Origin of the sequence: Burkholderia sp. BCC1998, from assembly GCF_905339875.1 — a bacterium.
GTDB lineage: Bacteria > Pseudomonadota > Gammaproteobacteria > Burkholderiales > Burkholderiaceae > Burkholderia.
The window spans coordinates 302,951-324,071 of record NZ_CAJPHE010000007.1 but is presented as its reverse complement, the minus strand read 5'-3'; the positions used below and the strand labels follow the sequence as shown (position 1 = coordinate 324,071).

The following is a 21,121-nucleotide window of genomic DNA, read 5'->3' as shown; positions in this document are numbered from 1 at the left end:
CTTCAGTAAAGCCCGAGCGCGTCCGGCCCCGGTGCGCACCGCAGCACGTGCCCGATCACCCGGGCCTCGGTCGCATCGCAACGGATCGCCTCACCGTAGCGCACGCGCAGCCGTCCCGGCATGTGCTGCGCCGGCGTCGCATCGGCAGCAGGCAGAACGAAAAGAAAGCGATAGCGCGCGGCAACGCCCGGCGCGTCCGCAGCGTCGGCTTCGCGAAGTGCCCGCGCGGATACCAGCCACAGCTTCGTATGAGACGGCGTTTGCCCGTGGTCGCATGCGGCGACGGCATGGCGCAACGCACCGATGCGCCGGACCAGCTCGGCCGAATCGACATGCTCGAACGCGCCGTACAGCATCTCGCCGTGCAGCGCGTTCGCGACGTAGTCCGAGCGTTCGATGTCCGCGTAATCCACACTGCCGTCGGGCGTCAGGTACGGGCCGTATTCGCCGTCCCATCCGCGCCGCGTGTTCGACTCGTCGCCGCGCGTGACCAGCGGATGACATGGATGCAGGCCGAGTTCATAGTCGAGCATCGGGATCGCGGTCGGCGCGTCGCTCCGGTTGAAGGTTCTGGACGCATCAGGACTCACTGCGGGCCAGAAGCTGTTGGAGGCCGCGCACAGCTTGATATCCTCGGCGAACGGGCTGCCCAGCCCGAAGGTGGCGAGGAAGATGCCGCGCCGGTTGCCCGCATAGGTGACGTCCCAGCCGGGCGCAAACACGCCCGAAGACGCGTCCGACAGAAACGAGGTCATGCGCGGCATCTGCACGTCCCGGTCCCGCCGCCGCGCCGAGCGTGCCGCCCGGCTGAACGCGACGGCGACCGTCTCGTCACGCGGCGAAAACGCCTGCGTATGGCTGAACGGATCGACGTGATGGGGATTGGCCGGCAGGCGCTCGGCGCTGAGCGATATCGGCGAGCCGCTCCTGAACTGCGACTTCGGATCGATCCGCCGGTCCTTGAACCAGCGCTGCAATTCCGCCTGGTCGGCGTACGGGTAGAAATCCGGCGCGGCAACGACCGAATAGGCCGGGTGTATCGCGTGCCCCGCCAGCTCGGCGATACGGATCGTCACGACGCCTTCGCTGCAGTGATCCAGAAACAGTTGCGCGCGATAGCCGCCTTTGCCGACTTCCCCGAGGAATGCCTGTCGGTCGACGGGATGCGCGCGCATATCCGTGCAGGAGCCGTCCTCATGCGCCTTGTGCCGGATGTTGATGAACTCCGGTGCATTGCGCGGTTCGGGAAATCGAAGCCAGGCGGGTGCGAAATGCGGAAAATAGTGCTGCCGCACGTCGTCGACGGCGGCCAGCACCAGCTTCCACAGATTCGTGATGATTCTCATCGTCGTGAAGCGCCGGTTGGCGAGCGGGGCCAGCCGCCATCGAGCCGGCACGCCGAAGCCGTGCACGCCGAAGTTGGCGGCGTTCACCGGCTCGATCAGCGGCCGCGCGGCCGGGATCAGGAGTACGGCCGCGCCCGAACGCTTCAGTGCGACTGCCGGGGTGCTCGCGCCGGCAGGCGGTGCCGTGCCGGCGTCCTCGGAGCAGATCGCATACGGTGCGCCGCCCAGATCGCCGGATGGCGACGGCCGCACGCCCCAGCGCGCCTCGACGGCCCGCTTCAGCTTCTCGCCGCGATGGCAATGGCCATATTGCAACGTCAACCGGCGTCCGGGCAGGCATTCATCGGGAAACAGCTTGCGCACCGGTTCGATGAAGGTGCGCCGATCGTCGCCCGCTTGCCTGCCCTCGATCAGCGCGAGCGTGCCGGCGCCGGTGACCCGGCGCACGAGAAACGCGCCATAGCGCGCCGGCATCGCGCGGACATGCTCGATCCCGTCCGGCACGTGCGGCACGAAGCTGCGGGTCTGCTCGTCATAGCTTGCGTCGACGTCGCCGTTGCGGGCAATGCCGAGTCGCGAGAACACGAGGTCCGCATGCTGCTGATGTCCGGTACGGCGCGCGGGCCGGTACTGGTAAGCCAGCACCGCGATGTCCAGCGTCTGCCAGTCGGGCGGCAACGGCGCCAGCGAATCGATGTAATTCTCCAGCAAGTCGATTGCCTCGAGGCGCACGCCGGCATCCGGCGCCGGGCACGTGGACAGCGCAAGCATGTGATAGACGAGGCTGCGTGCCGGGTCGCCGGGCTCGATCGCCCGCGTGGTGTCCGGGCAGAGATCGTGAATGCGCGGATCGTCCCAGTCGATCGGCAGCGGCCGGCTCAGTCGCTTCGCCGTCTCCTCGGGCGTGCCCGAATCGGACAGGTCGAGACCGTGACGTTCGAACGCTGCTCGCCACGGCGCCGGCAACCCGAGCAGCAACGCGTGAACCTCATCGACGAGCATCGACGGCCTCCGGCGGTGGTGCGTTCGAAGCGGCCGGCTCGATGCGCTTCGCGTCCCGGAACCCCACGCATGTCGATCCGGTCGCTGCAGGCCGCCTCTTCAGCGCTTGTTTCAAACGAACCTCACATTCAGGTTCTCGGTTGCCGAGATCAGTGACTAATATAGGTGATTGCAGCTGCAATGAAATGTCGGATTGTGTTCGAAACATTGAATGCCGGAGGCGCGTGGCGTGATTCGCCGGCGGCGCCGTGACTCGATCAACACATGTCGGCGGCCACCTCATGTTGACGCGCAGAACCTTCGTGCTGGGCAGTGCGGGCGTGGCGGGCACGCTGGTGATCGGCTGGGCGTGGTGGCGCCGCGACGACCGGCTGGCCATACCCGCGCAGCTGGCGATGTCGCGCGTCGATGTGCCGCTGAACGGCTGGGTGATGATCAGTTCCGCTAACGACGTGACGATCGTCATGAGCAAATCCGAAATGGGCCAGGGGATACATACCGGCGCGGCCATGTTGCTGGCCGAAGAGCTGGATGCGGACTGGTCGCGCGTGCGCATCGTCATGTCCCCGCTCGACACGATCTACAAGGACCGCGAATCACTGGCCGACGGCCTGCCGTTTCGTCCCGATGACGACAGCCTGCTCGCGCGCGGCGCGGCGGCCCTGGTGCGCCACGGCGCACGCTATCTGGGTTCGATGGTAACGGGCGGATCGACGAGCATGATCGATCTGTGGGGGCCCATGCGCGAAGCGGGCGCCACGGCCCGCATCATGTTGCGCAGCGCCGCGGCGCAGCTTTGGCAGGTGCCCGTCGCCGAATGCGAGACGAAAGCCGGCGCGGTGCTGCATCGGTCGGGGCGCTCGGCGACGTACGGCGAACTTGTCGAGCGCGCGCGGGATGTGCCGCGCCCGGCACATGTCGCTCTGAAGGACCCGAAGACTTTCATGCTGGTCGGGAAACGGCTGGGCCGCATCGAGGCGCACGCGAAGCTCGACGGCAGCGCGCGCTATGGCATCGACGTGCTTCCGGACAAGCTCCTGTATGCGAGCGTCACGATGTGCCCGACACTCGGCGGAACGGCGCTGGCGGTCGACCGGTCCAGGGTCGGCGGCCTGAAGGGCGTGACCGGCGTCTTCACGATCGCGCCATACCACGGCGGAACGGGAGGCGTTGCCGTCATTGCCGACAATCCCTTCATCGCCATGCGGACGTTGTGCGGGTTGCCGGTCACGTGGGATCACGGGCCGGCTGCGGGCGTCAATACCGCGGACGTCCGCGCGGCGTTGACGCGCGCCCTCGACGGCGACGACGGGCGCCACGTGTTCTACGCGGCCGGCGACGCCGATGCGGCGCTGGGCCACGCGAAGCCGTTCGTCGCGCAGTACGAAGTGCCCTACCTGGCTCACGGGCCGCTGGAACCGATGAATTGCACGGTGCGGGTCGACGACGACGCGGCAACGATCTGGTGCGGCACGCAGGTTCCGATGGTGGCACGCCGGGCCGTCGCGGCGCTGCTGGGCCTGGACGAAGACAAGGTGGTCGTGAACCAGCAATTGATCGGCGGGGCCTTCGGCAGGCGGCTCGAGGTCGACTTCATCACGCAGGCGGCCGCCATCGCGCTTCATGCGAAGGGGCGGCCCGTCCAGACGATCTGGTCGCGCCCGCAGGACATGACGCACGACTTCTACCGCCCGGCCTGCGTGGCGAGATACAGCGGCGCCGTCGATGCGAGCGGCAGGCTGGTTGCCTGGAAAGGCGTGTCGGCGAGCCAGTCGATCAGCGCGCAGGCGATGCCGCGCACCTTCGGCATGCCGGGCCTCGCCGCGAAATGGCTGCCCGACGCCACCGCGGCGGAAGGCGCATTCGACCTGCCCTATGAATGCGCGAACATTCTCGTCCAGCACAATACGGTGACGCTCCCGGTTCCGGTTGGCTACTGGCGCTCCGTCGGACACTCGCATCAGGCATTCTTCGTCGAGAGCTTCATCGACGAGATGGCGGTGCTGGCACGCAAGGACCCGATCCAGTTTCGGCTCGACATGCTGAAGCAGCCGGCGCACCAGCGCCACGTGGCCGTGTTGCGGGCGCTCGTCGCGCTATCCGGCTGGCGTTCGCCACTGGCGTGGCGTGACGAGACCGGTGCGCGGCGCGCACGCGGCGTCGCGATGCACGAATCGTTCGGCAGCGTGGTCGCGCAAGTCGCCGAAGTCCGGCAGGACGGTGACGGCTTTCGCGTGACGCGCGTGTTCTGCGTGATCGACTGCGGGCTGGCCGTGAATCCGAACCTGGTCGAGCAGCAGATGGAGAGCGGGATCATCTTCGGATTGTCGGCCGCGCTGGAGCAGGCGATCACGATCGAGAACGGGCAAGTCGCGCAGCAGTATTTCGACAGCTATCCGCTGGTCAACATGGAGACTTGCCCCGAGATCGTCACGCAAGTCCTGGCCGGCGGGACCGAGCCGCACGGCGTCGGCGAAGCGGGCACGCCGCCGATCGCGGCGGCCGTGGCGAATGCGCTGTATGCGCTCACGGGTGTGCGTCATCGCACCCTGCCGCTCATCAAGCCGAGCCCGCCCGGGCAAGGAGACGACCGATGGTGTCAGTCCGTATCAACGCGGAAACCGCTGACCTCGATACCGAGCCCGACACGCCGCTGCTCTGGGTGATTCGGTGCGAACGGAAGCTGACCGGCACGAAGTTCGGCTGCGGTGTCGGCGTCTGCGGTGCGTGCACGGTGCTCCTGAACGATCAGGCCGTGCCCGCCTGCCAACTGCCGGTCGGTACGCTGAACGGCGCGCGCATCACCACCATCGAAGGGCTGGACGGCGTCGAAGCGCGGGCGCTGAAGAACGCGTGGATTGCGGTCGACGTCGTGCAATGCGGCTATTGCCAGAGCGCCCAGCTGATTGCCGCCACCGCGCTGCTGATGCGCTGCCCTCGCCCCGACGACCACCAGATCGACGAAGCCATGAAGAACATCGCATGCCGGTGCGGCACGTTTCCCCGCATCCGCCGCGCCATTCACCAGGCGGCGCAAGCGCTGGGCCGCTGACCGGCGCATCGGCCCGCTCAGTGGCCGTTGGCATGCGTCGTGATCTGGATGAAATCGGCGGCAATGCGCCCCTCGCCGTATTTGGCCTCGAACAGCTTCAATTGCCGCTCGATTGCCGCGAGATAGGCGGCGCGCGGCTCGGATGAAGGCCGTAATCCGTCGAACAGCGGTGCGGGCGTGACGAGGAGCACGATCATCTCGGTGCCGAACGGCGGCCCGATCACCCACTCGCCCATGCTGCCGATCGTCGCGGCGTAATTCGGCGGCGCCTGGTTGTCGCGTTCGCGGCTGCTCGGCACGAGATGCACGACGCTGCCGTTCAGCACGTAGTAATCGACGTTCACATACGACTCGTAAGCGGGTGTCGTGATGTCGATGACCAGCGGGCTGCCTTCCGCGAGATGCGCGTCCGGCGCTCGCGTACGGAGCGACGCGGCGTGTGACGATGCCTGATTCGATCGCCAGTACGGGGCCAGCGCGCTCACGACTTCGCAATCGCGGGCATCGACCGGACGCACGTCGAGCCTCGCCGCCTGCCCGCCCGCCAGGCCGCCGAGTGCGCTGCGCACGCGGCCGATGCCGACACCGGCTTCCGTATAACCGCGCACCTGCAGCACGCGATCCTGCACCGATGCAACCAGCGCCGAACACGGTACGCGCGCCAGCACAGCCGTCACGGCCGCCAGCGAGATCGCAGGTGCGGGTGCGGGTACCGCTGCCGGCGGCGGCGCGCTGGCAGCAGCGGGCACGGCGTTCGCGGCGGCCGCGGGCGCGCTGCCGGCACCGGCGCTCGCCGTCGCGCCATTCCCGCCGCCGGCAGTCGCATGCGCGACCGTATCCGCGGCGGAGCGCCCGTCACCGCTGCGCGAAAGCGCCTGGTAGCCGTACCAGAGCACGGCGATCGCCGCCGCCGTGCAAGCGCCCACGGCCACCCCCACGCGTACGCCCGATGCCCGGGCGGGTTGCTTGAGCACGCCCATGCCTTCCAGGAACTGGTTGACGCTGGGCGTGCGCGCCGCGCGGTCGAACGACAACGCGGCGCTCAAGGTTCGCCATTGCGTGCGATCGAGACCGGGATGACGCTCGGGCCGCAAGTGGTCGTGACGCGCCTGGGTGGCCGACAGCCGATTGAACGGATGGTGCCCGGTCAGCAATTCGTAGGTGACGCAGGCGAGCGCGTAGACGTCGTCGCGCGGATCCGGCTCGAGATGCTCGAACATCTCCGGGCTCGCATAGGCCGGCGTGATGCCGCCAAGGCTCGCCGGGTCGAACACGGTCACGTCGGGATCCTCGTCGCGGCGCTGGAATGCGCGTGCAATCCCGAAGTCGATCACCTTCACGTCACCGCGGTCGGTCAGGAACACGTTGGCGGGCTTGAAATCGCAGTGAACGAAGCCGCGCTCGTGCGCGTAGGCGAGCGCCTGGCCCATGCCGGCGATGATCGGCAACGCGGCATCGAGCGGCATGCCCTTGAAGTCCGGCGCGCGCAGCACCTTGCTGAGCGGCCGGCCCGACAGATACTCCATCGTGAGGTAGACGAGCGGACCGTCGCGATCGAAGTCGTAGACGGTGACGATGTTGCGATGGGCGAGCGTCTGCGCCTTGCGGGCCTCACGCTGAAGCGCGATCAGCGACGTCGGCTGGCCGCGAAACTGCACATTGAGCACCTTGATCGCGATGTGCGGCTTGCGATCCGACGCCTCCAGCTTGCGCAGGTCGAGCGCCTTGTACACGGTACCCATGCCGCCGACGCCCAGGCACTCCTCCAGCACGAAGCGCCCGTTCAGCGTATCGCCGATGCCTTTCACGCGCTCGCCGTCGACGGACAGTGCGTCGCCCGACGGCCCGGGCGCGATGGCCGGACGCGCGTCCGGCCGAAGCGGGCTCTCCTGGATCCGGGTCGCGTCGCCCGCGGATGCCGTTCTGTCGCGACACCGCTCGAGGCGTTTCAGCACTTCCGCATAGATATCGTCCGACAACGGCTGCGTGGTTTGCGTCTGGTCGAGCACTTCGCGCAACCGCGCGCAATCGACCTGATCGGTCGCCAGCACACGGTCGATCTCCGAGAAGAACGCTTCCTGCGACAGCGTCCCGCTCTGGAATGTCTGAATCAGCTGCGCAAAGCTCATCATTCGTATGCCGTCTACTCAGCTTCAGCTTGCCGACCCGCTTCGGCGTCCCGCGGCGCCGCCAGGGCAAGGACCGTCGATGACGTACCCGTGCAGCGCGACATGCCGGTGATGCACCGGACACCATCGAAGCTGCACGCGCCGCCACGTCATCGTCAGACGAATCCGGCTGCGCGCCGCACCGGCCACAGGCCTTCTGACAGGACGTCTAACAAATCATACTAGTCTGCGGTCACGCCCTGTGCAATCGGTGCCGGAACTAGAATTCACGTCGATCGATCACGAACCGGCTGCAGGTTTTCGCCGTCCACGCGCGCCCGCGCTGCCCGGTCGATTTTCCAGCGCGCGCGGTCGTGCGGCGAACCTATACTGGACAGATTCCCGGTACGTCGGCACATCGCGCGATGCTGCATGGCTGCCCCTATTCCATCCGATTTCGCGGAGTCAACCATGGGCGTGCTCGTCATCAACGATCTTCCCGAAAGCGTCGACCTCGACCGCCAGGCGATGGCCGCCATCAGCGGTGGCGCGCGGGTCCGTGCGCATCAGACGATGCTCGCGCCGCAGCCTTTCCCCTATCTGCACACCGACGCCCGCGGGGTTGCGTTGAAGCATGCACCGGCGGCCGAAGCGGCGGCGTCCCCGGCGCGCCCGACCCTGTTGCGCTGACGGCACACCACCCGGCCGCGCATGCACGGTCAGGCCGCCTGCGACATCATCGCGGGCCGCCGATCGGCCGGCGGGAACACGCACCACGAGCCATCGTCGTGACGAAAGAAGAAGATCGCGATCGTGCCGGCCGGATGCACGGCCTCGACGCAGACGAAGCGCCGCCGTTGCGCCGGCAGGCGGCTGAAGCGCACGATGCGCGCCGGCACGCGCGCGCTCGGCGCGAGCCACTTGTCGACCTGCATGCGCAGCGAGGATTCGGTTCCGTTCATTTGAGCCCCCTGATGACGATGTCGAACGCGCCGGGACGTCGCTCATGCGGCGGCGATGGCGGCCGCGGCGCCTCGTCCGCTCGCGCGCCGCGCCGCGAGCAGCGCGCGGCAGACGGACAGCGCGAACCGGACGGCCGTCCGCGGATGCATGACGCAGGTGCGAACCTGCTCGCTGTGGCCCGTCCCTTCCACGCACCACGTGCAGAAGTGCTCGCAGTTGTTCGTGAGCAGGCGATAGCGGTTTTCGCCCAGACGCGAACGCGCGCGCAGCACCGCGGTGCGTCCCGCATAGGCGGCGTACGGATGCGGCACGACGCGCACCGCGTGACCGGCGGCGAAGCGTTCGAGCGTGACTTCCTCGATCGGGCCGCGATGCAGCGACGTGCACAGCCCCGCGTAGTGGACGACGCGCCCGTCGCCGACGTAGATGCCGTGATGGCTGTAGGCGCCGCGATCGGAAACCAGGTGCGCGCCGAGCGGAAGTGCATCGACGCCGCCGGACAGCGAAGCTGCCTGCGCGCTTGCGTCCGCAATGCTGTTCACTGGTTGAAGGTCGCGTTCCATGACGGGCTCCGTCTGCAGGTTGGCGGCCGCCCGTGTTGCTCATGGGTCAGCCGGTTGCCAACTAACCTGCATCAAGCGTGCCACTCTTCGCGGCGCCCGCCGTGCAAGGCCTGGCGGGAAACGCCCGGCGAACCGCGCACCGCGCTGTCGCCGCGCGGCCAACCGTTTACCGGGGATTTTGTTGGTGCGACAGCACCAGTTGGCGCGCCCGACCGCCGTCTGCATGTGCCGGAGCACGTGTCGGTTTCGCGGCCACGTTCGTGGCCCCGACTGTTGGCTCGCGTACAACCATTGCGGGACGAGGCCGCGACGCACTAGGATGCAAGCAACGCGTGTCGATCGCGCCTTGCCTTGCCGCGCGTGGTGCCCGGGCGGATCGACGCCCGCGCCCGGGCCACGCACGCGGGTCGTGTCACGCATGGCACGAGGTTTGCACGTATCGGGTACCCGGTTCGTCGGCAAGCCCCATTCGGAGACGCATCATGACCACGCTCGCAATTACCGACCTTCACATGCAGCGCGACATCGACCGCAAGACGATGTCGTTCATCCGCGGCGCAGGCGCGCCGTGGGTATTCGGCTGGATCCAGCCGTACACGCCGCCGGCGCCTGCGTTCGGGCCGGTCGTCAACCTCTATCAGACGTACAACACGTTCTACGCGAACCAGGTTCTCAACCAGATCCAGAACATCGACGTCGCGAACTCGGCGCCTGGCGCGAACATCGTGGTCGGGGTCGGCGCGGACGGCAGGAACCGGCTCGTCTAGCGCCGGTTTCAAGCCGGCCGGCAACGCGCGTTCACAAGCCCTGATCGGCATGAACCCGCCCTGAACGAAAAGGAATGGCGCGCCGTGAGCGCAGAACTGCAATGGACTTCGGCGTCACGCACCGACGTGGGCCGGGTTCGCGAGATCAACGAAGACGATTGCCTCGCGTTGCCGCACCGTGGCCTGTGGGCCGTTGCGGACGGCATGGGCGGACATTCGGCCGGCGACCTCGCGAGCCGGATGATCGTGCAGGCGCTGGATCGGCTGGCCGCCCCGGCCACGCTGGCGGACTTCATCGCGGCGGCGCGTACCGCGCTCGATGCCGTCAACGCGCAATTGCGCGAATCGGCCGCCCGACGCGGCGTGCGCATGATCGGCAGCACGGTGGCGGTGCTGCTCGCGAGCGGCCGCCAATGCGGCTGGCTGTGGGCCGGCGACAGCCGGATCTACCTGTACCGCGACGCGCGCCTGACGCAGCTCACGCTCGATCACAGCCACGTCGCGGAACTGCAGGCGCAGGGCCACCTGAGCGCACAGCAGGCGCGCCATCACCCGTCGCAGCACGTGATCACGCGCGCGGTCGGCGCCGCCGAGCAGCTGCAGCTCGACGAACGACGCATCGACGTATGCGACGGCGACATGTTTCTGCTGTGCAGCGACGGCCTGAGCAACGAGCTCGACGAAGCCGACATCTCGGCCGCCCTCGCCTGCGGCGATTGCGCGCGCGCAACGGACGAGCTCGTCGCCCTCGCGTTGCGCGCGGGCGGCCGGGACAACGTCACCGCGGTCGTGATCCGCGCGTCCGATCCCGATGCGTCGGACCGGACGCTCGCCAATCCTTCCGTGCGACGCTGAACGATCACGCGACGCCTACGCGTCCTTGTCGGGCGTCGCGGGGTCCTGATGACGGAACGCTTTCGAACGGATGCCGTGCTTCTTGAGCAGCATCTGCAGGTGCGACCGATTCATCTCGCAACGGCGCGCCAGTTCGGCCACGGTGCCGCCGGTCTCCTGCAACCCGCGTTCGAGAAACGCACGCTCCGCCTCGTCGCTTGCCGCACGCTTCGCGTCGCTGAGCGACATCGGCCTGCCCAACGCGCCGTCGTCGGTCGCGCGAACGGCGGCCGACCCGGTTTTCGGCCGGATGTCCTCGGGCAGGTGCTCGATATCCGCGACCTCGCCGGCCAGGCACGACAGACGGTAGACGAGGTTGCGCAGTTCGCGGATGTTGCCCGGATACGCGTACGTCAGCAGGAAGTCGCGCAGCTTCGGCGTCGTCTTGAGTGGCCTGCGCTTCAGCGCCCCTGCCGCCTCGTCGCCGAAGTACGCGAGCAGGAGCGGGATTTCGTCGCGACGCTCGCGCAGCGCGGGCAAGGTCAGATGAATGACGCTCAGGCGATAGAACAGGTCCTCTCGAAAGAGCCCCTGCTCGCTCAATTGCCGCAAGTTCTTGTTGGTGGCGGCAACGATGCGCGTGTCGACGCTGATCGGCTCGTCCGAGCCGACCCGCTGGATCTCGTGCGATTCCAGCACGCGCAGCAGCTTGACCTGGCCCGACAGCGGCAATTCGCCGATTTCGTCGAGGAAGATCGTGCCGGTGTGCGCGCTCTCGAACTTGCCCTTGCGATCGTTCGACGCGCCGGTGAACGCGCCGCGCCGGTGCCCGAACAGCTCGGATTCGAGCAGGTTGTCGGGAATCGCGCCGCAGTTCACCGAGATGTAGGGCCGGTCGGCGCGCGCCCCGTTCGCGTGGATGACTTTCGCCATCAGCTCCTTGCCGGTCCCGCTCTCGCCGTCGATCAGCACCGGCAGATCGGTCGGCGCGGCCTTCTCGGCGATTTCGAGTGCGGCGAGCAGCTTCGGGTTGTCGCCGAAAATGCCCTCGAAAATGAAGCTGCGCTCGATCAGCGCCTGCCGCCGTCGTTGCACCGCGGGCGCGGGCGCCTCCGGCGCGTCGGCCGAATCGGCTGCGTCGGGCGCCTGCGGCGCGGCCACGGCGGCCTCGACGAAGCGCTCCTTGCGCGACATCTGCATGACTTCGTCGCGCAGCACGTTCGCCTGATTGAGCAGTTTCTCGATGTCGACACGCTCGAGCTTGGGCGCCCAGCGCAGCATCGAGCGCAGGATCTCGATCTTCTCGAGCAGGCCGGCATACGAGACCGCGGAGTTGCCGAATCCGTGCGGGTCGAAGAGTTTCATGATGCGCCCAGCTGTTTCTGCACGAGCTGGTAATACATGCCCTGGAGGGCGACCAGCTCGTCGTGCGAGCCCTGTTCGACGATCGCGCCTTCGTACAGCACGAGGATCTTGTCGGCCCGCATGATGGTGCTGAGGCGGTGCGCGATGATCACCGCCGTGCGCCCTTGCAGGATCTCGTGCATGTTCGCGAGGATGTTGCTCTCCGACTGCGTGTCGAGCGACGACGTCGCCTCGTCGAACACGAGCAGGCGCGGGTCGTGATACAGCGCGCGCGCGATGCAGAGCCGCTGGATCTGGCCGCCCGACAGGCCCACGCCGCGCTCGCCCACCACCTGCTCGTAGCCGAGCGGCAATTTGCTGATGAAGGCGTGCGCGTCGGCCATCCGGGCGACCTCCTCCATGCGGCGCCAGTCGGGGCTCGTGTCGCCGCAGGCGATGTTCTCGGCAATCGAGCCGGAAAACACCAGGTTGGACTGCATCACATAGCCGATCTGCTGGCGGTAGTACGCCTTGTCGATCGCGCTCATGTCGTATCCGTCGACCACGATCTTGCCGTCCGTGGGCGCATAGAATCCCACCAGCAGCTTCGCCAGCGTGGTTTTCCCCGAACCGCTGCGCCCGACGATGGCCACCATCTCGCCGCGCTTGATCGTGCAGTTGATGTTCTCGAGCACGTAAGGCGTTTCGTTGCCGCCGTAGCGGAAATACACGCCCTCGAAGCCGATGTCGCCCTGCAGGTCGGGCAGCAGCACGCGCGAGGCCAGTCCGGACGGCTGCTGCTCGGGCTCGAGGTCGAGGACGTCGCCGAGCCGTTCCATCGCCACCGCCGCGTCGTTCATCAGGCTCCACATGCCGACGAGCCCCATCAGCGGCGCCAGCACGCTGCCCATGAACGCATTGAAGGCGATCAGTTGCCCGATGCTGAGTTCATGGGCGAGCACGAGGTTCGCGCCGACCCACAGGATCACGATGGTGGTCGCCGCATTCAGCAACTGGCTGCCCAGCGCGACCAGGATGTTGAATGCCTGCGCGCGGTACTGGACGTCGAGCGCCTTCGCATACTTGCGCTCCCACTTCAGCCGTACCGAGCGCTCGATGCCCATGCCCTTCACGGTCTCGACGCCGCCGAGCGTCTCCATCAGCAGCGACTTCGCATCGGTGGACGCGGCGAACACCTCGCGCGCATAGCCTTTCAGCTTCGGCGTCGCGAGCGCCGTGAGCGCCATGATCGGGATCACGAACGCGATCAGCACCAGCGTCATCTTCACGTTGTAGAGGAACATGATCGTGAAGTAGATGAAGATCATCAGCAGATTGAGCGCGGTGGTCACGGTGGACTCCGTCAGGAACGCCCGGATCGTCTGGTTCTCCTGGAAGCGCGCGAACACGTCCCCGCTCTTGCGGCGCGCGAAGAACGAATACGGCAGCGACATCGTGTGTTTGTAGAACTGCGACATCATCGCGAAGTCGAGGCTGCGCACCATGAAGTTGGAGAGATGCGCGCGGATCGTGGTCATCAACTGGGTGAACACGTGCGAAACGACGAGCCCGGCGATCAGCAGGTGCAGCAGGCTGACGTTCTGGTGCACGACGACCCCGTCGAGGATGTTCTGGATGATGAGCGGCGGTATGACGCCCAGCATCTGGATCACGAACGTCGCGAGGAACAGGTGCGCGAGGATCTTCCGGTAAGGGTGCAGATAGCCGATGAAGCGCACCCAGGGCGAGCGCGACTCGGCCGGCGCCGCGGCCGGCCCGCTCGCGGTAAACAGCAGGCAGGTGCCGCTCCAGCCGCGCTCGAACGCCTCGACGCTCAGCTTCCTGAAGCCGAGCGCCGGATCGGCGATCCGCACCCACGACTTCGACACGCCGTACACGACGACGTAGTGGTAGCCCTCCCAGTGCACGATGAACGGCAGGTCGAACCCGAGCAGCGCCTCGTACGTGCACTGCACGCCGCGCGTCGCGAAGCCGACCGCCTCGCCGGTGCGCGCGAGACTGTCGAGCGTCGCGCCCTGGGTCGTCACGTTCGCCAGATCGCGCAGCTTGCCGAGCGTCATCGCGACGCCGTAGTGACGGCAGATCATCGCGAGGCACGCGGCCCCGCAATCCATTTCCTCCGCCTGCTCGACCAGCACGAAACGCTTGATCATGCGCTCGCCGAACGCGGCGTCGGCGCCGATGTCGATCTGCAGCGGATGGCGGCGCCGTTCGGCGAGCTTCTTCTGCCGCTGCAGCTCCTGGTCGACGAAGCGGATGCGTTCCTCGAGCACCTCGCGCAATTTCGGGTTGCGCTCGAGCATGAAATGCACGGTCTTTTCCGGAATGACGAGCAGGCGCGTATCGGTGACGGCGGTGACGGTCGCCGCCTGCTCCTGCCGCAGCAGGCACGCGCGCTCGCCGAAGATCTCGCCCGCGCCGAGCGTCGCGAGCGGATAGTCGTTGCCGTCCTCGCGGCACGAGACGCTGACCTCGCCCTGGCGCACGACGTACAGCCGCAGGTCGCCGCCCGGGCCCTGCCGGACGATCTCCTTGCCGGCCGGCACGCGCTTCACGCCGACGCTCGACACGTATTCCTCGAGCTCGGCGCGCGTCAGCTTGCCGCGCAGGTCGAACAGCCGCGTCACGAAACCGCCGGCCGAGCTGATCGCGACATAGCTCGTCACGAACGACTGCGCGGCCGGGTTGTCGCGCAGGATCGGCTCGATCGCGCTGCGCGGGATGCACAGCACCTCGGTCTTCGTCGACGCGCGCACCGACACCTCGTGCCAGTACTCGCGCAGCATCGCCATTTCGCCGAACACCTCGCGTTCCTTGCGCACGCCGACGCTGGTTTCCTTGCCGCGCTCGTCGGCGATCAGGCGCACGGACCCGCTGCGCAGCACATACAGGCCCTCGGCGAGGTCGCCGCGATTGCAGACGGTGTCGCCGAACCCATAGGTGCGCACCTGCGCATGGGCGGCCATGCGATCGAGTTCGTCGTGCGAGAAGAGCGACAGCGGCTCCACCGACGCGAGAAACGCCGCCAGCGACGGGGTGCTGGCCGGGGCGGGGGCTTGTGCGTCCATCGATGCGGTTCTCCGTGATCAGCGTGCCTCGATGATGTGTTCCTGCGCGCGCTCGGCGAGCCACTCCTCGCGCAGCAGGCGGCGCACCTCCGACGCGACGTCGGCGTCGAGCGCGGCCGGGTGTTTCGCGGTCACCGAGAAGATCTCGAAGAACGCGCCGTCGGGCGCCGCGAACGGCCCGAGCAGATCGCCCACGTGCGCGTTGAACACCTTGGCCTCGATATCCGTCTTCAGCGAGCCGCGCAGCACCTTGCCGATCACGCCGCCGCGCTCGCTCGTGTCGGCGATCGAATGCTCGCGCGCCATGTCGCCGAAGCAGCTCGGGTCGTCCTCGAGGATCGCCATCATCTCGCGCGCCTTGCCTTCCGAGTCGAGCACGATATGACTGACCTCGATGCTGTCGAACTTCGGCGAATTGAGCTTGAAGTACGCGTCGACGGCCGCATCGCTGCACACCGTGTCGAGCGTCTTTTCCTGGTACAGCGTATCGGTGATGAAGCGCTCGAACTCGTCGAGACTGACGCCGAACACGTCCAGGTAGCGGTTCATGTCCGCGGCGCGGTGCAGCCCGCGCACGCGGCGAAACTGGTCGGCACGCTCCTGGATCTCTTCCGGCGTGACCTGCATGCCCATCTTCCTCGCCGCGATCACCGTCAGCCGGTCGCGAACCTGCTGTTCGACGAGGCCCTCGAACTGCCCGCTGAGCTTCAGCACGCGGATGAAGTCGTCGGTGCCGATCACCTCGTCGTCGATACGCACTATTGCCGTCATCTCGTTCCCCTTGATCCCTGTCAGCGGCGGTTCGCCCTGATGCGCCGCCGGTGCCTCGCCTCACCGCTTGCCTGCGTTCCACTGCGCCGTGGCGGCGCCCGTCAGCCCGCGATCTGCCTGAACGGGTCCAGCGCGAACCCGATCAGGCGGCGCTCGCGCACCACGATTTCCGCCGTGGCCGTCATGCCGTAGCGCAGCGGGTAGGTCGTGCCGGCGATCGTGTACGCGTTGCGCACGAGCGCCACCCGGCCCTCGTAGACGGGTTCCTTCGTCTGCGCCTGCGGCTTCGTCGCCGGCGAAATGTATTCGAGCGTGCCGTCGATCACGCCGTAGCGCTGATACGGAAACGCATTGAACTTGAGCTTCACGGGCAGGCCTTCGTGAAGGAACGCGCGGTCCTGCTCCGCGATCGCGACCTTCACCACCGGCCGCGCATCCGACGGCGCGATGCTGCCGAGCGGCGTGTTGGCCAGGATCTTGTCGCCGGGCTGCGTCGTGGTCACATCGGTGATCACGCCGGAGACGGGCGCCAGCACGAGCAGGAAATTGTCCTTGTCGATGTTCTCGAAGCGGATCCGCGCGGCGGCATCCGCGGCGAGGCGCGCCGTCTGCACCTGCAGACGCAGCTTCTCTTCGGTGTTCGCGATGTCGCGCACGGTCGCGTCGTACTGGATGCGCAGCCCGGCGAGCGTCTCGCCGCTGCCTTCGAGTTGCGCCTTCGCCTGCGCGAACTCGTGGCTCTGCTGCGCCTCGAGCTGCGTGAGCCGCGCCTGCGCGACGCGGTAGCTGTCCTGGGCCTGCAGGTAGGCGCTGCGCTTCTGTTCCACCTGGCTCTGCGACACGCCGCCGCCGCCCGGCAGCGCGAACAGGCGCGCGTACTTGTCCTGTTCGTCCTTCGCGAGATCGAGTGCGTGGCGGGCGTTGTCGATATTGCTGCGCGCTTCGTCGATCTGCGCGTGCTGCGATTGCGCGAGCTTGCTGGTGCCTTCGGCAATGCGGTTCTGGTGCAGGTGCTCCTCGACCTCGATCTGTTGCTTCAGCGCGTCGGCCTTGCGCTCCATCAGCTGCTTCTTGTCCGGAAACTGCTTCCATTCGCGCTCCGCGTCGTCGAGCTTGAGGCGCGCATCGAGCGCGTTGGTCGCCGCCTCGATCGCGCCGCGCGCGTTGATCCGGCCGATCACGTCGTTCTTTTCGACCGGCTGGCCTTCGGCGATGTAGATGTCCACCAGCTCGCCGTCGACGGGCGCGTAGATGCGGCGCACCTCGGACTCCGGCGCGAGCGCGCCCTGCGCCGTCACGATGACGTCGGCGCGGCCGACGAACGACCACAGCAGCGCGCACACGACGAGCCCGACCATCGCGATGATGGTCGCCTGCGTGAGCCGCCACGGCCGCGCCGTCAGGATCGCGATCCCTTCGACGCTGTGATCCTCCAGCGCCTCGCCCAGCGAGCGTGGCGGCTCCGGCGGCGGCGCCTGGCGCGCGCGCTTGAGCAGACTATCGAGCTTCACTGCGCCCTCCCGACGAAGCGAGCCGCTCCAGCGTCGCGACATGGGCGGCGAATTGCGGCGTCGCGAAGCGGAACTGCCTGAGGCGATCGAGTACGGCCGGCCCGTGGCCGGCCCGCGCGTCGCTCTCGAACTGCAGGTACTGCTGCAGGTCGGCCCGCACCGCGTCGAGGCCGCCGAGGCGCGGATAGCGCTGCTCGTCGTCGGCGAGCAGCGCCGGGAGACCGTCCAGGCGGTCGTCGTCGAGCGCCGACGCGATCGCGCGCTGCAGCCGCTCGAGCGCGGCCACGTAGACGGAGTTGTCGCTTTGCAGCCGGCGCAGCTGACTGAGCGCGTCGGCATACAGCACGCCGAACGCGGGAACGTATGACGAAATCCGGTCGAGCAGCCGCTGATGCGCACCCGGGTCGTCGTTCCAGCGGCCGGTCAGCGCCTTGATCGGCGCTTCGTCGCGATAGATGCGGATCGGCGCTTCCGCCCCGCCGCGCCCGGCGACGAACGCCTGCAGCTCGCCGATCCACGCGACTTCGTCGACGAGCGGGCGCGCGTCGGCGTTGTGGCGCGCCAGCGTGCGCATGTCCTGCACGACGGCACGGGCGCGGTCGAAGGCGCGCGCGTTCATCGCGGCGATCCAGTCCGGCACTTTCGACCGGACGAGCGCCTCGGTGCCCAGCGCGACGAACGCCGGGTCGTCCGGATGGCTCGCCAGATGGCGGTCGGCGAGTTGCGCCGCCTGCGCGGCGTCGCCGCGCGCCAGCAGCGCGTGCATCTCGCGCAGCGGCGCGTCCTGGAAATACAGCGTCGCGACCAGCAGGCCGACCGCCGCGAGCAGTGCGCCGCTCCACCCGCCGAGCCGGCGCAGGTTGACGTGCCCGCTGCCGCCGAACGCCTCGCTCAGCTCCGACAGGAAGACTTCGACCCTGCCGCGCCGGCGGCGCGCGTCATGCGCGGTTTCGGCGGCGCCATGCGCGGCGTGCGGGTTGACCTCGTCGTCCGGCTGAACGGCCGGCACCGTGCAGAAGATGTCGAGGAACGAATGCGCGGTATCGACGAAGGTGGTCCGGTCGGGGTCCGCGGCGGCCGCATGCGCGGCGGCGCCGGGCGACGATGCGGCCGTCACGGTGGAGTCCGGCCCCGGCTCGCGCTGCACCCGGACGCGATAGACGAAATGATCGCCGCCGAACGCGAGCAGCGCGCCGTCGCCGAGCGGCACCGCATGCTCGTCGAGGCGCCGGCCGTCGACGAACGTGCCGTTCGTGCTGCCGAGGTCTTCCACGAAGACCTCTCCGTCCTGCACGTAGATGTGCGCATGACGCCGCGACAGGTAGTTGACCTGATGCGGATACGCGTTCCGGTAGCAGGCGAACGTGTCGTCGGTCTTGCTCACGAGGAACGGGAAGGCGGTAATGATGACCGGTTGCAGGCCGAGATCGCCGCGCTCCGGCGCCAGCGTGACGACGGCCGGCCGCGCCTGCCGATGCGTCGCGCGCGGCACGAACGCGGCGCGGTACGCGAGCGCGCCGGCGAAGCGCAGTTCGTCGCCGTCGCGCAGCAGGTGCGGCTTGTCGCCGACCTCGACACCGTTGACGGCCGTACCGTTCTTGCTGCCGAGATCGGCGACGTAGGCCGCGCTGCCTTCGAAGAAGATGCGCGCATGGCGGCGCGACAGGTCGGCCACCAGTTCGGGCCTGGCAGACGCGAACGGCGTGTTGGTCCGCCCGACGGCGAACAGCGCGTGGTCGATCCGGATCTCGCTCAGCTCCGGATGCGAAACCGGCTTGAGCACGATGTCGAACTGCCGGTCGAGCGCGGCGCGTTGCTCGGCAATCGAAGCGGCGTCTGGAACCATGATTCGGCCAACGATCGACATGCGCCCGCCAATGGAGACGCGGCGCAGGCAACGCGACGCGCTTTCGAACCACCTGAGTGAAGCCGCACCGCCAACGCACGTGGCGGCACGATCGTGAAAAAAGTTTAGGCGACGGATGGCGGTAGTCAATCGGCTGGCGCCGATCGCGCGGCTGCGCAGGGCTGGCGTGTTCATTGCAGCGCGTGGCCGGTCGGCTCGCTGCCTGCATTCGAGATTTCGACCGCGCGCCAGCCGCCGCCGATCGCCTTGTAGAGCGTGACCGTGTCGCTCAGAATCTGCTGATGATTGGCGAGCAGCGCGAGTTCCGCGGATGCCACCGAACGCTCCGATTCGAGCACCTCGAGTTGCGAGACGAGCCCTTCCTTGAGCTGCGCCTCGACCTGCGCTGCGACGGTGCGCAGACGCGCGCTCTGCTGCTGAAGCTGTATGCGCTGCTGCTTGTGCGCGTCGAGATCGACGAGTGCATTTTCCACCTCCTTGAACGCGGTAAACACGGTCTGCCGGTACTGCTGCTCGGCGACCTTGGTCTGCGCCTCGGTCGTCTTGATGTGCGCGCGCACGCCCGGGTCGAACATCGGCAGGTTGATGCTCGGCAGGAAGCTGAACGTGAACGCCTTGAAGAGATCCGACAGCGCGAACGCCGCGGTGCCGCCACGCCCGGTCAGGCTGATCGACGGCAGCTGCGCCAGCTTCGCCGCGCCCACTTCGTCATACGATTCGAGCACGCGGTACTGCGCGGCGACGACATCCGGCCGGCGCGCCAGCAGTTGCGCGGGCAGCCCCATCGGCACGTCCGGCAGCTTGACGCGCTGCCGGAGATGGCCGGCGGGCATCCTGAATTCGCCGGCCGGCACGCCCAGCAGCGTCGCGAGCGCGTTCTCGGCCGTGTCGCGCGAGCGGTGCAGTTCGATCAGTTCGTTCGCCAGCCCGTTGATCTCCGCGCTCTGCCGCAGCACTTCGGTCTGCGGCGCGATGCCGTTCGCCAGCATCGACTGGTAGATCGCGAGGATCTTCCGGTTCTTGTCGAGCGTGCGCTGTTCCTGCTCGATCTGGTCGTCGAACTGGAGGATCCGGAAATACGTGCTCGACACGTCGGCGACGAGCGTCAGGTAGCCGGCGCGCCAGTCGGCCTCGGTCGCGCGGTATTCGGCCTTCTGCGCCTGCACGCCTTTCTCGACCTTGCCCCAGATGTCGATCTCCCAGTTCACCTGGCTGCCGAGGTTGTAGGACTTCGACAGCGTCTGATGCGTGTTCTTTTCGAAGTCCACGCCCGCGCCGAGATCGGCGCTCGGCAGCGCGCCCGCCTGGACTTCGCCGACCTGCGCGCCGGCCACGCCGATGCGCGCCGCCAGCACCTTGATATCGACGTTGCCCGCGATGGCCTTGTCGATGAGCGCGTCGAGCGTCGGATCGTCGAAGCTCTTCCACCACTCGGCGTTGACCGCGTCCGACGCGGATACCGGCCCGTGCGCATGCGCCCAGGTGGTCTTTGCCGGCATCTCGGGGCGCTGGTAGACGGGCACGTTCAGGTCCATGCAGCCGGACAGCAACGCCGCGCATGCGCCGGCGGAACCGGCGATGCGGGCCAGCGAACGCATGAGGCCGCGGCAGTTGCGCGTGGCAGTCGGCGACAGGCAGGTGTTCACGATCGACTCCTTGGGCGGAACGCGGCGACGATGCAGGATCGGGGAATGTGTTGGTGTCGATGCTGCAGCGTGGCACGCTCGCGTCTCATCTCGCATGGGGCGTGCCAGCCGCTCGCGGGGGGCGGCGGCAATCGTGCCGGCAGGCTTGCCGGCGCGGGTCCGGGTCACGAAGACGGGAATTGGCACGACGTGCGCGCGGCACCCGGATCAACGGTGCGTGATGGGGCGTCGCAGACAGTTCGGGCTCGGGATGTCGGG

Annotated in this window: 15 protein-coding genes; 5 read left to right on the top strand and 10 right to left on the bottom strand. The window is 67.9% G+C overall.

Features of this window, described 5'->3' with window-relative positions:
- Window positions 1-2: 2 nt before the first annotated feature.
- Window positions 3-2,348 carry a hypothetical protein gene (locus U5A56_RS15810; protein WP_321923273.1) on the bottom strand — a complete coding sequence of 782 codons (2,346 nt, stop codon included), beginning with the start codon at window positions 2,346-2,348 and terminating at the stop codon, window positions 3-5.
- Window positions 2,349-2,629: 281 nt separating this feature from the next.
- Between U5A56_RS15810 and U5A56_RS15805 the strand changes: the two genes are divergently transcribed.
- Together U5A56_RS15805 and U5A56_RS15800 are read left to right on the top strand one after the other, a co-directional pair.
- The gene (locus tag U5A56_RS15805; RefSeq protein WP_321923271.1) at window positions 2,630-5,014 is read left to right on the top strand and encodes a xanthine dehydrogenase family protein molybdopterin-binding subunit; all 2,385 of its coding nucleotides are present in this window, start codon (window positions 2,630-2,632) and stop codon (window positions 5,012-5,014) included.
- Window positions 4,942-5,400 carry a (2Fe-2S)-binding protein gene (locus U5A56_RS15800; protein WP_321923269.1) on the top strand — a complete coding sequence of 153 codons (459 nt, stop codon included), beginning with the start codon at window positions 4,942-4,944 and terminating at the stop codon, window positions 5,398-5,400. Before U5A56_RS15805 ends, U5A56_RS15800 begins: the two co-directional genes overlap by 73 nt.
- Before the next feature lie 17 nt (window positions 5,401-5,417).
- On the opposite strand, the gene U5A56_RS15795 is transcribed toward U5A56_RS15800, so the two are convergent.
- Window positions 5,418-7,532, bottom strand: coding sequence for a serine/threonine protein kinase (locus U5A56_RS15795; protein WP_321923267.1), 2,115 nt, complete (start codon window positions 7,530-7,532; stop codon window positions 5,418-5,420).
- 447 nt (window positions 7,533-7,979) lie between these two features.
- Here U5A56_RS15795 and U5A56_RS15790 point away from each other — a divergent pair, with 447 nt between their 5' ends.
- Window positions 7,980-8,198: a hypothetical protein gene (locus tag U5A56_RS15790; protein WP_321923265.1), complete on the top strand. Its 219-nt coding sequence runs from the start codon at window positions 7,980-7,982 to the stop codon at window positions 8,196-8,198.
- A 29-nt stretch (window positions 8,199-8,227) separates the two neighbouring features.
- Here U5A56_RS15790 and U5A56_RS15785 read toward each other — a convergent pair whose 3' ends face one another.
- Both U5A56_RS15785 and U5A56_RS15780 read right to left on the bottom strand, forming a co-directional pair.
- Window positions 8,228-8,470, bottom strand: a complete 243-nt coding sequence (locus U5A56_RS15785; protein ID WP_044846567.1) for a hypothetical protein — start codon at window positions 8,468-8,470, stop codon at window positions 8,228-8,230.
- A 42-nt stretch (window positions 8,471-8,512) separates the two neighbouring features.
- Window positions 8,513-9,034, bottom strand: a complete 522-nt coding sequence (locus U5A56_RS15780) for a lecithin retinol acyltransferase family protein (protein ID WP_321923263.1) — start codon at window positions 9,032-9,034, stop codon at window positions 8,513-8,515.
- Window positions 9,035-9,516: 482 nt separating this feature from the next.
- Here U5A56_RS15780 and U5A56_RS15775 point away from each other — a divergent pair, with 482 nt between their 5' ends.
- Both U5A56_RS15775 and U5A56_RS15770 read left to right on the top strand, forming a co-directional pair.
- The gene (locus tag U5A56_RS15775) at window positions 9,517-9,801 is read left to right on the top strand and encodes a hypothetical protein (protein WP_044846565.1); all 285 of its coding nucleotides are present in this window, start codon (window positions 9,517-9,519) and stop codon (window positions 9,799-9,801) included.
- An 84-nt stretch (window positions 9,802-9,885) separates the two neighbouring features.
- Window positions 9,886-10,656, top strand: a complete 771-nt coding sequence (locus U5A56_RS15770; RefSeq protein WP_044846564.1) for a PP2C family protein-serine/threonine phosphatase — start codon at window positions 9,886-9,888, stop codon at window positions 10,654-10,656.
- Between the two features lie 15 nt (window positions 10,657-10,671).
- On the opposite strand, the gene U5A56_RS15765 is transcribed toward U5A56_RS15770, so the two are convergent.
- From U5A56_RS15765 to U5A56_RS15740, 6 genes are all read right to left on the bottom strand, one after another.
- Window positions 10,672-12,000, bottom strand: coding sequence for a sigma-54 dependent transcriptional regulator (locus U5A56_RS15765; protein ID WP_321923261.1), 1,329 nt, complete (start codon window positions 11,998-12,000; stop codon window positions 10,672-10,674).
- Window positions 11,997-15,068: a peptidase domain-containing ABC transporter gene (locus U5A56_RS15760; protein ID WP_321923260.1), complete on the bottom strand. Its 3,072-nt coding sequence runs from the start codon at window positions 15,066-15,068 to the stop codon at window positions 11,997-11,999. Before U5A56_RS15760 ends, U5A56_RS15765 begins: the two co-directional genes overlap by 4 nt.
- An 18-nt stretch (window positions 15,069-15,086) precedes the next feature.
- Window positions 15,087-15,839, bottom strand: a complete 753-nt coding sequence (locus U5A56_RS15755; RefSeq protein WP_044846561.1) for a peptidylprolyl isomerase — start codon at window positions 15,837-15,839, stop codon at window positions 15,087-15,089.
- Window positions 15,840-15,940: 101 nt separating this feature from the next.
- Complete coding sequence (locus U5A56_RS15750) at window positions 15,941-17,350, bottom strand: HlyD family efflux transporter periplasmic adaptor subunit (protein ID WP_124485922.1); 1,410 nt, start codon at window positions 17,348-17,350, stop codon at window positions 15,941-15,943.
- Complete coding sequence (locus tag U5A56_RS15745) at window positions 17,337-19,196, bottom strand: FHA domain-containing protein (RefSeq protein WP_321923258.1); 1,860 nt, start codon at window positions 19,194-19,196, stop codon at window positions 17,337-17,339. Before U5A56_RS15745 ends, U5A56_RS15750 begins: the two co-directional genes overlap by 14 nt.
- Before the next feature lie 191 nt (window positions 19,197-19,387).
- Window positions 19,388-20,815: an efflux transporter outer membrane subunit gene (locus U5A56_RS15740; protein ID WP_321923304.1), complete on the bottom strand. Its 1,428-nt coding sequence runs from the start codon at window positions 20,813-20,815 to the stop codon at window positions 19,388-19,390.
- Window positions 20,816-21,121: the final 306 nt, after the last annotated feature.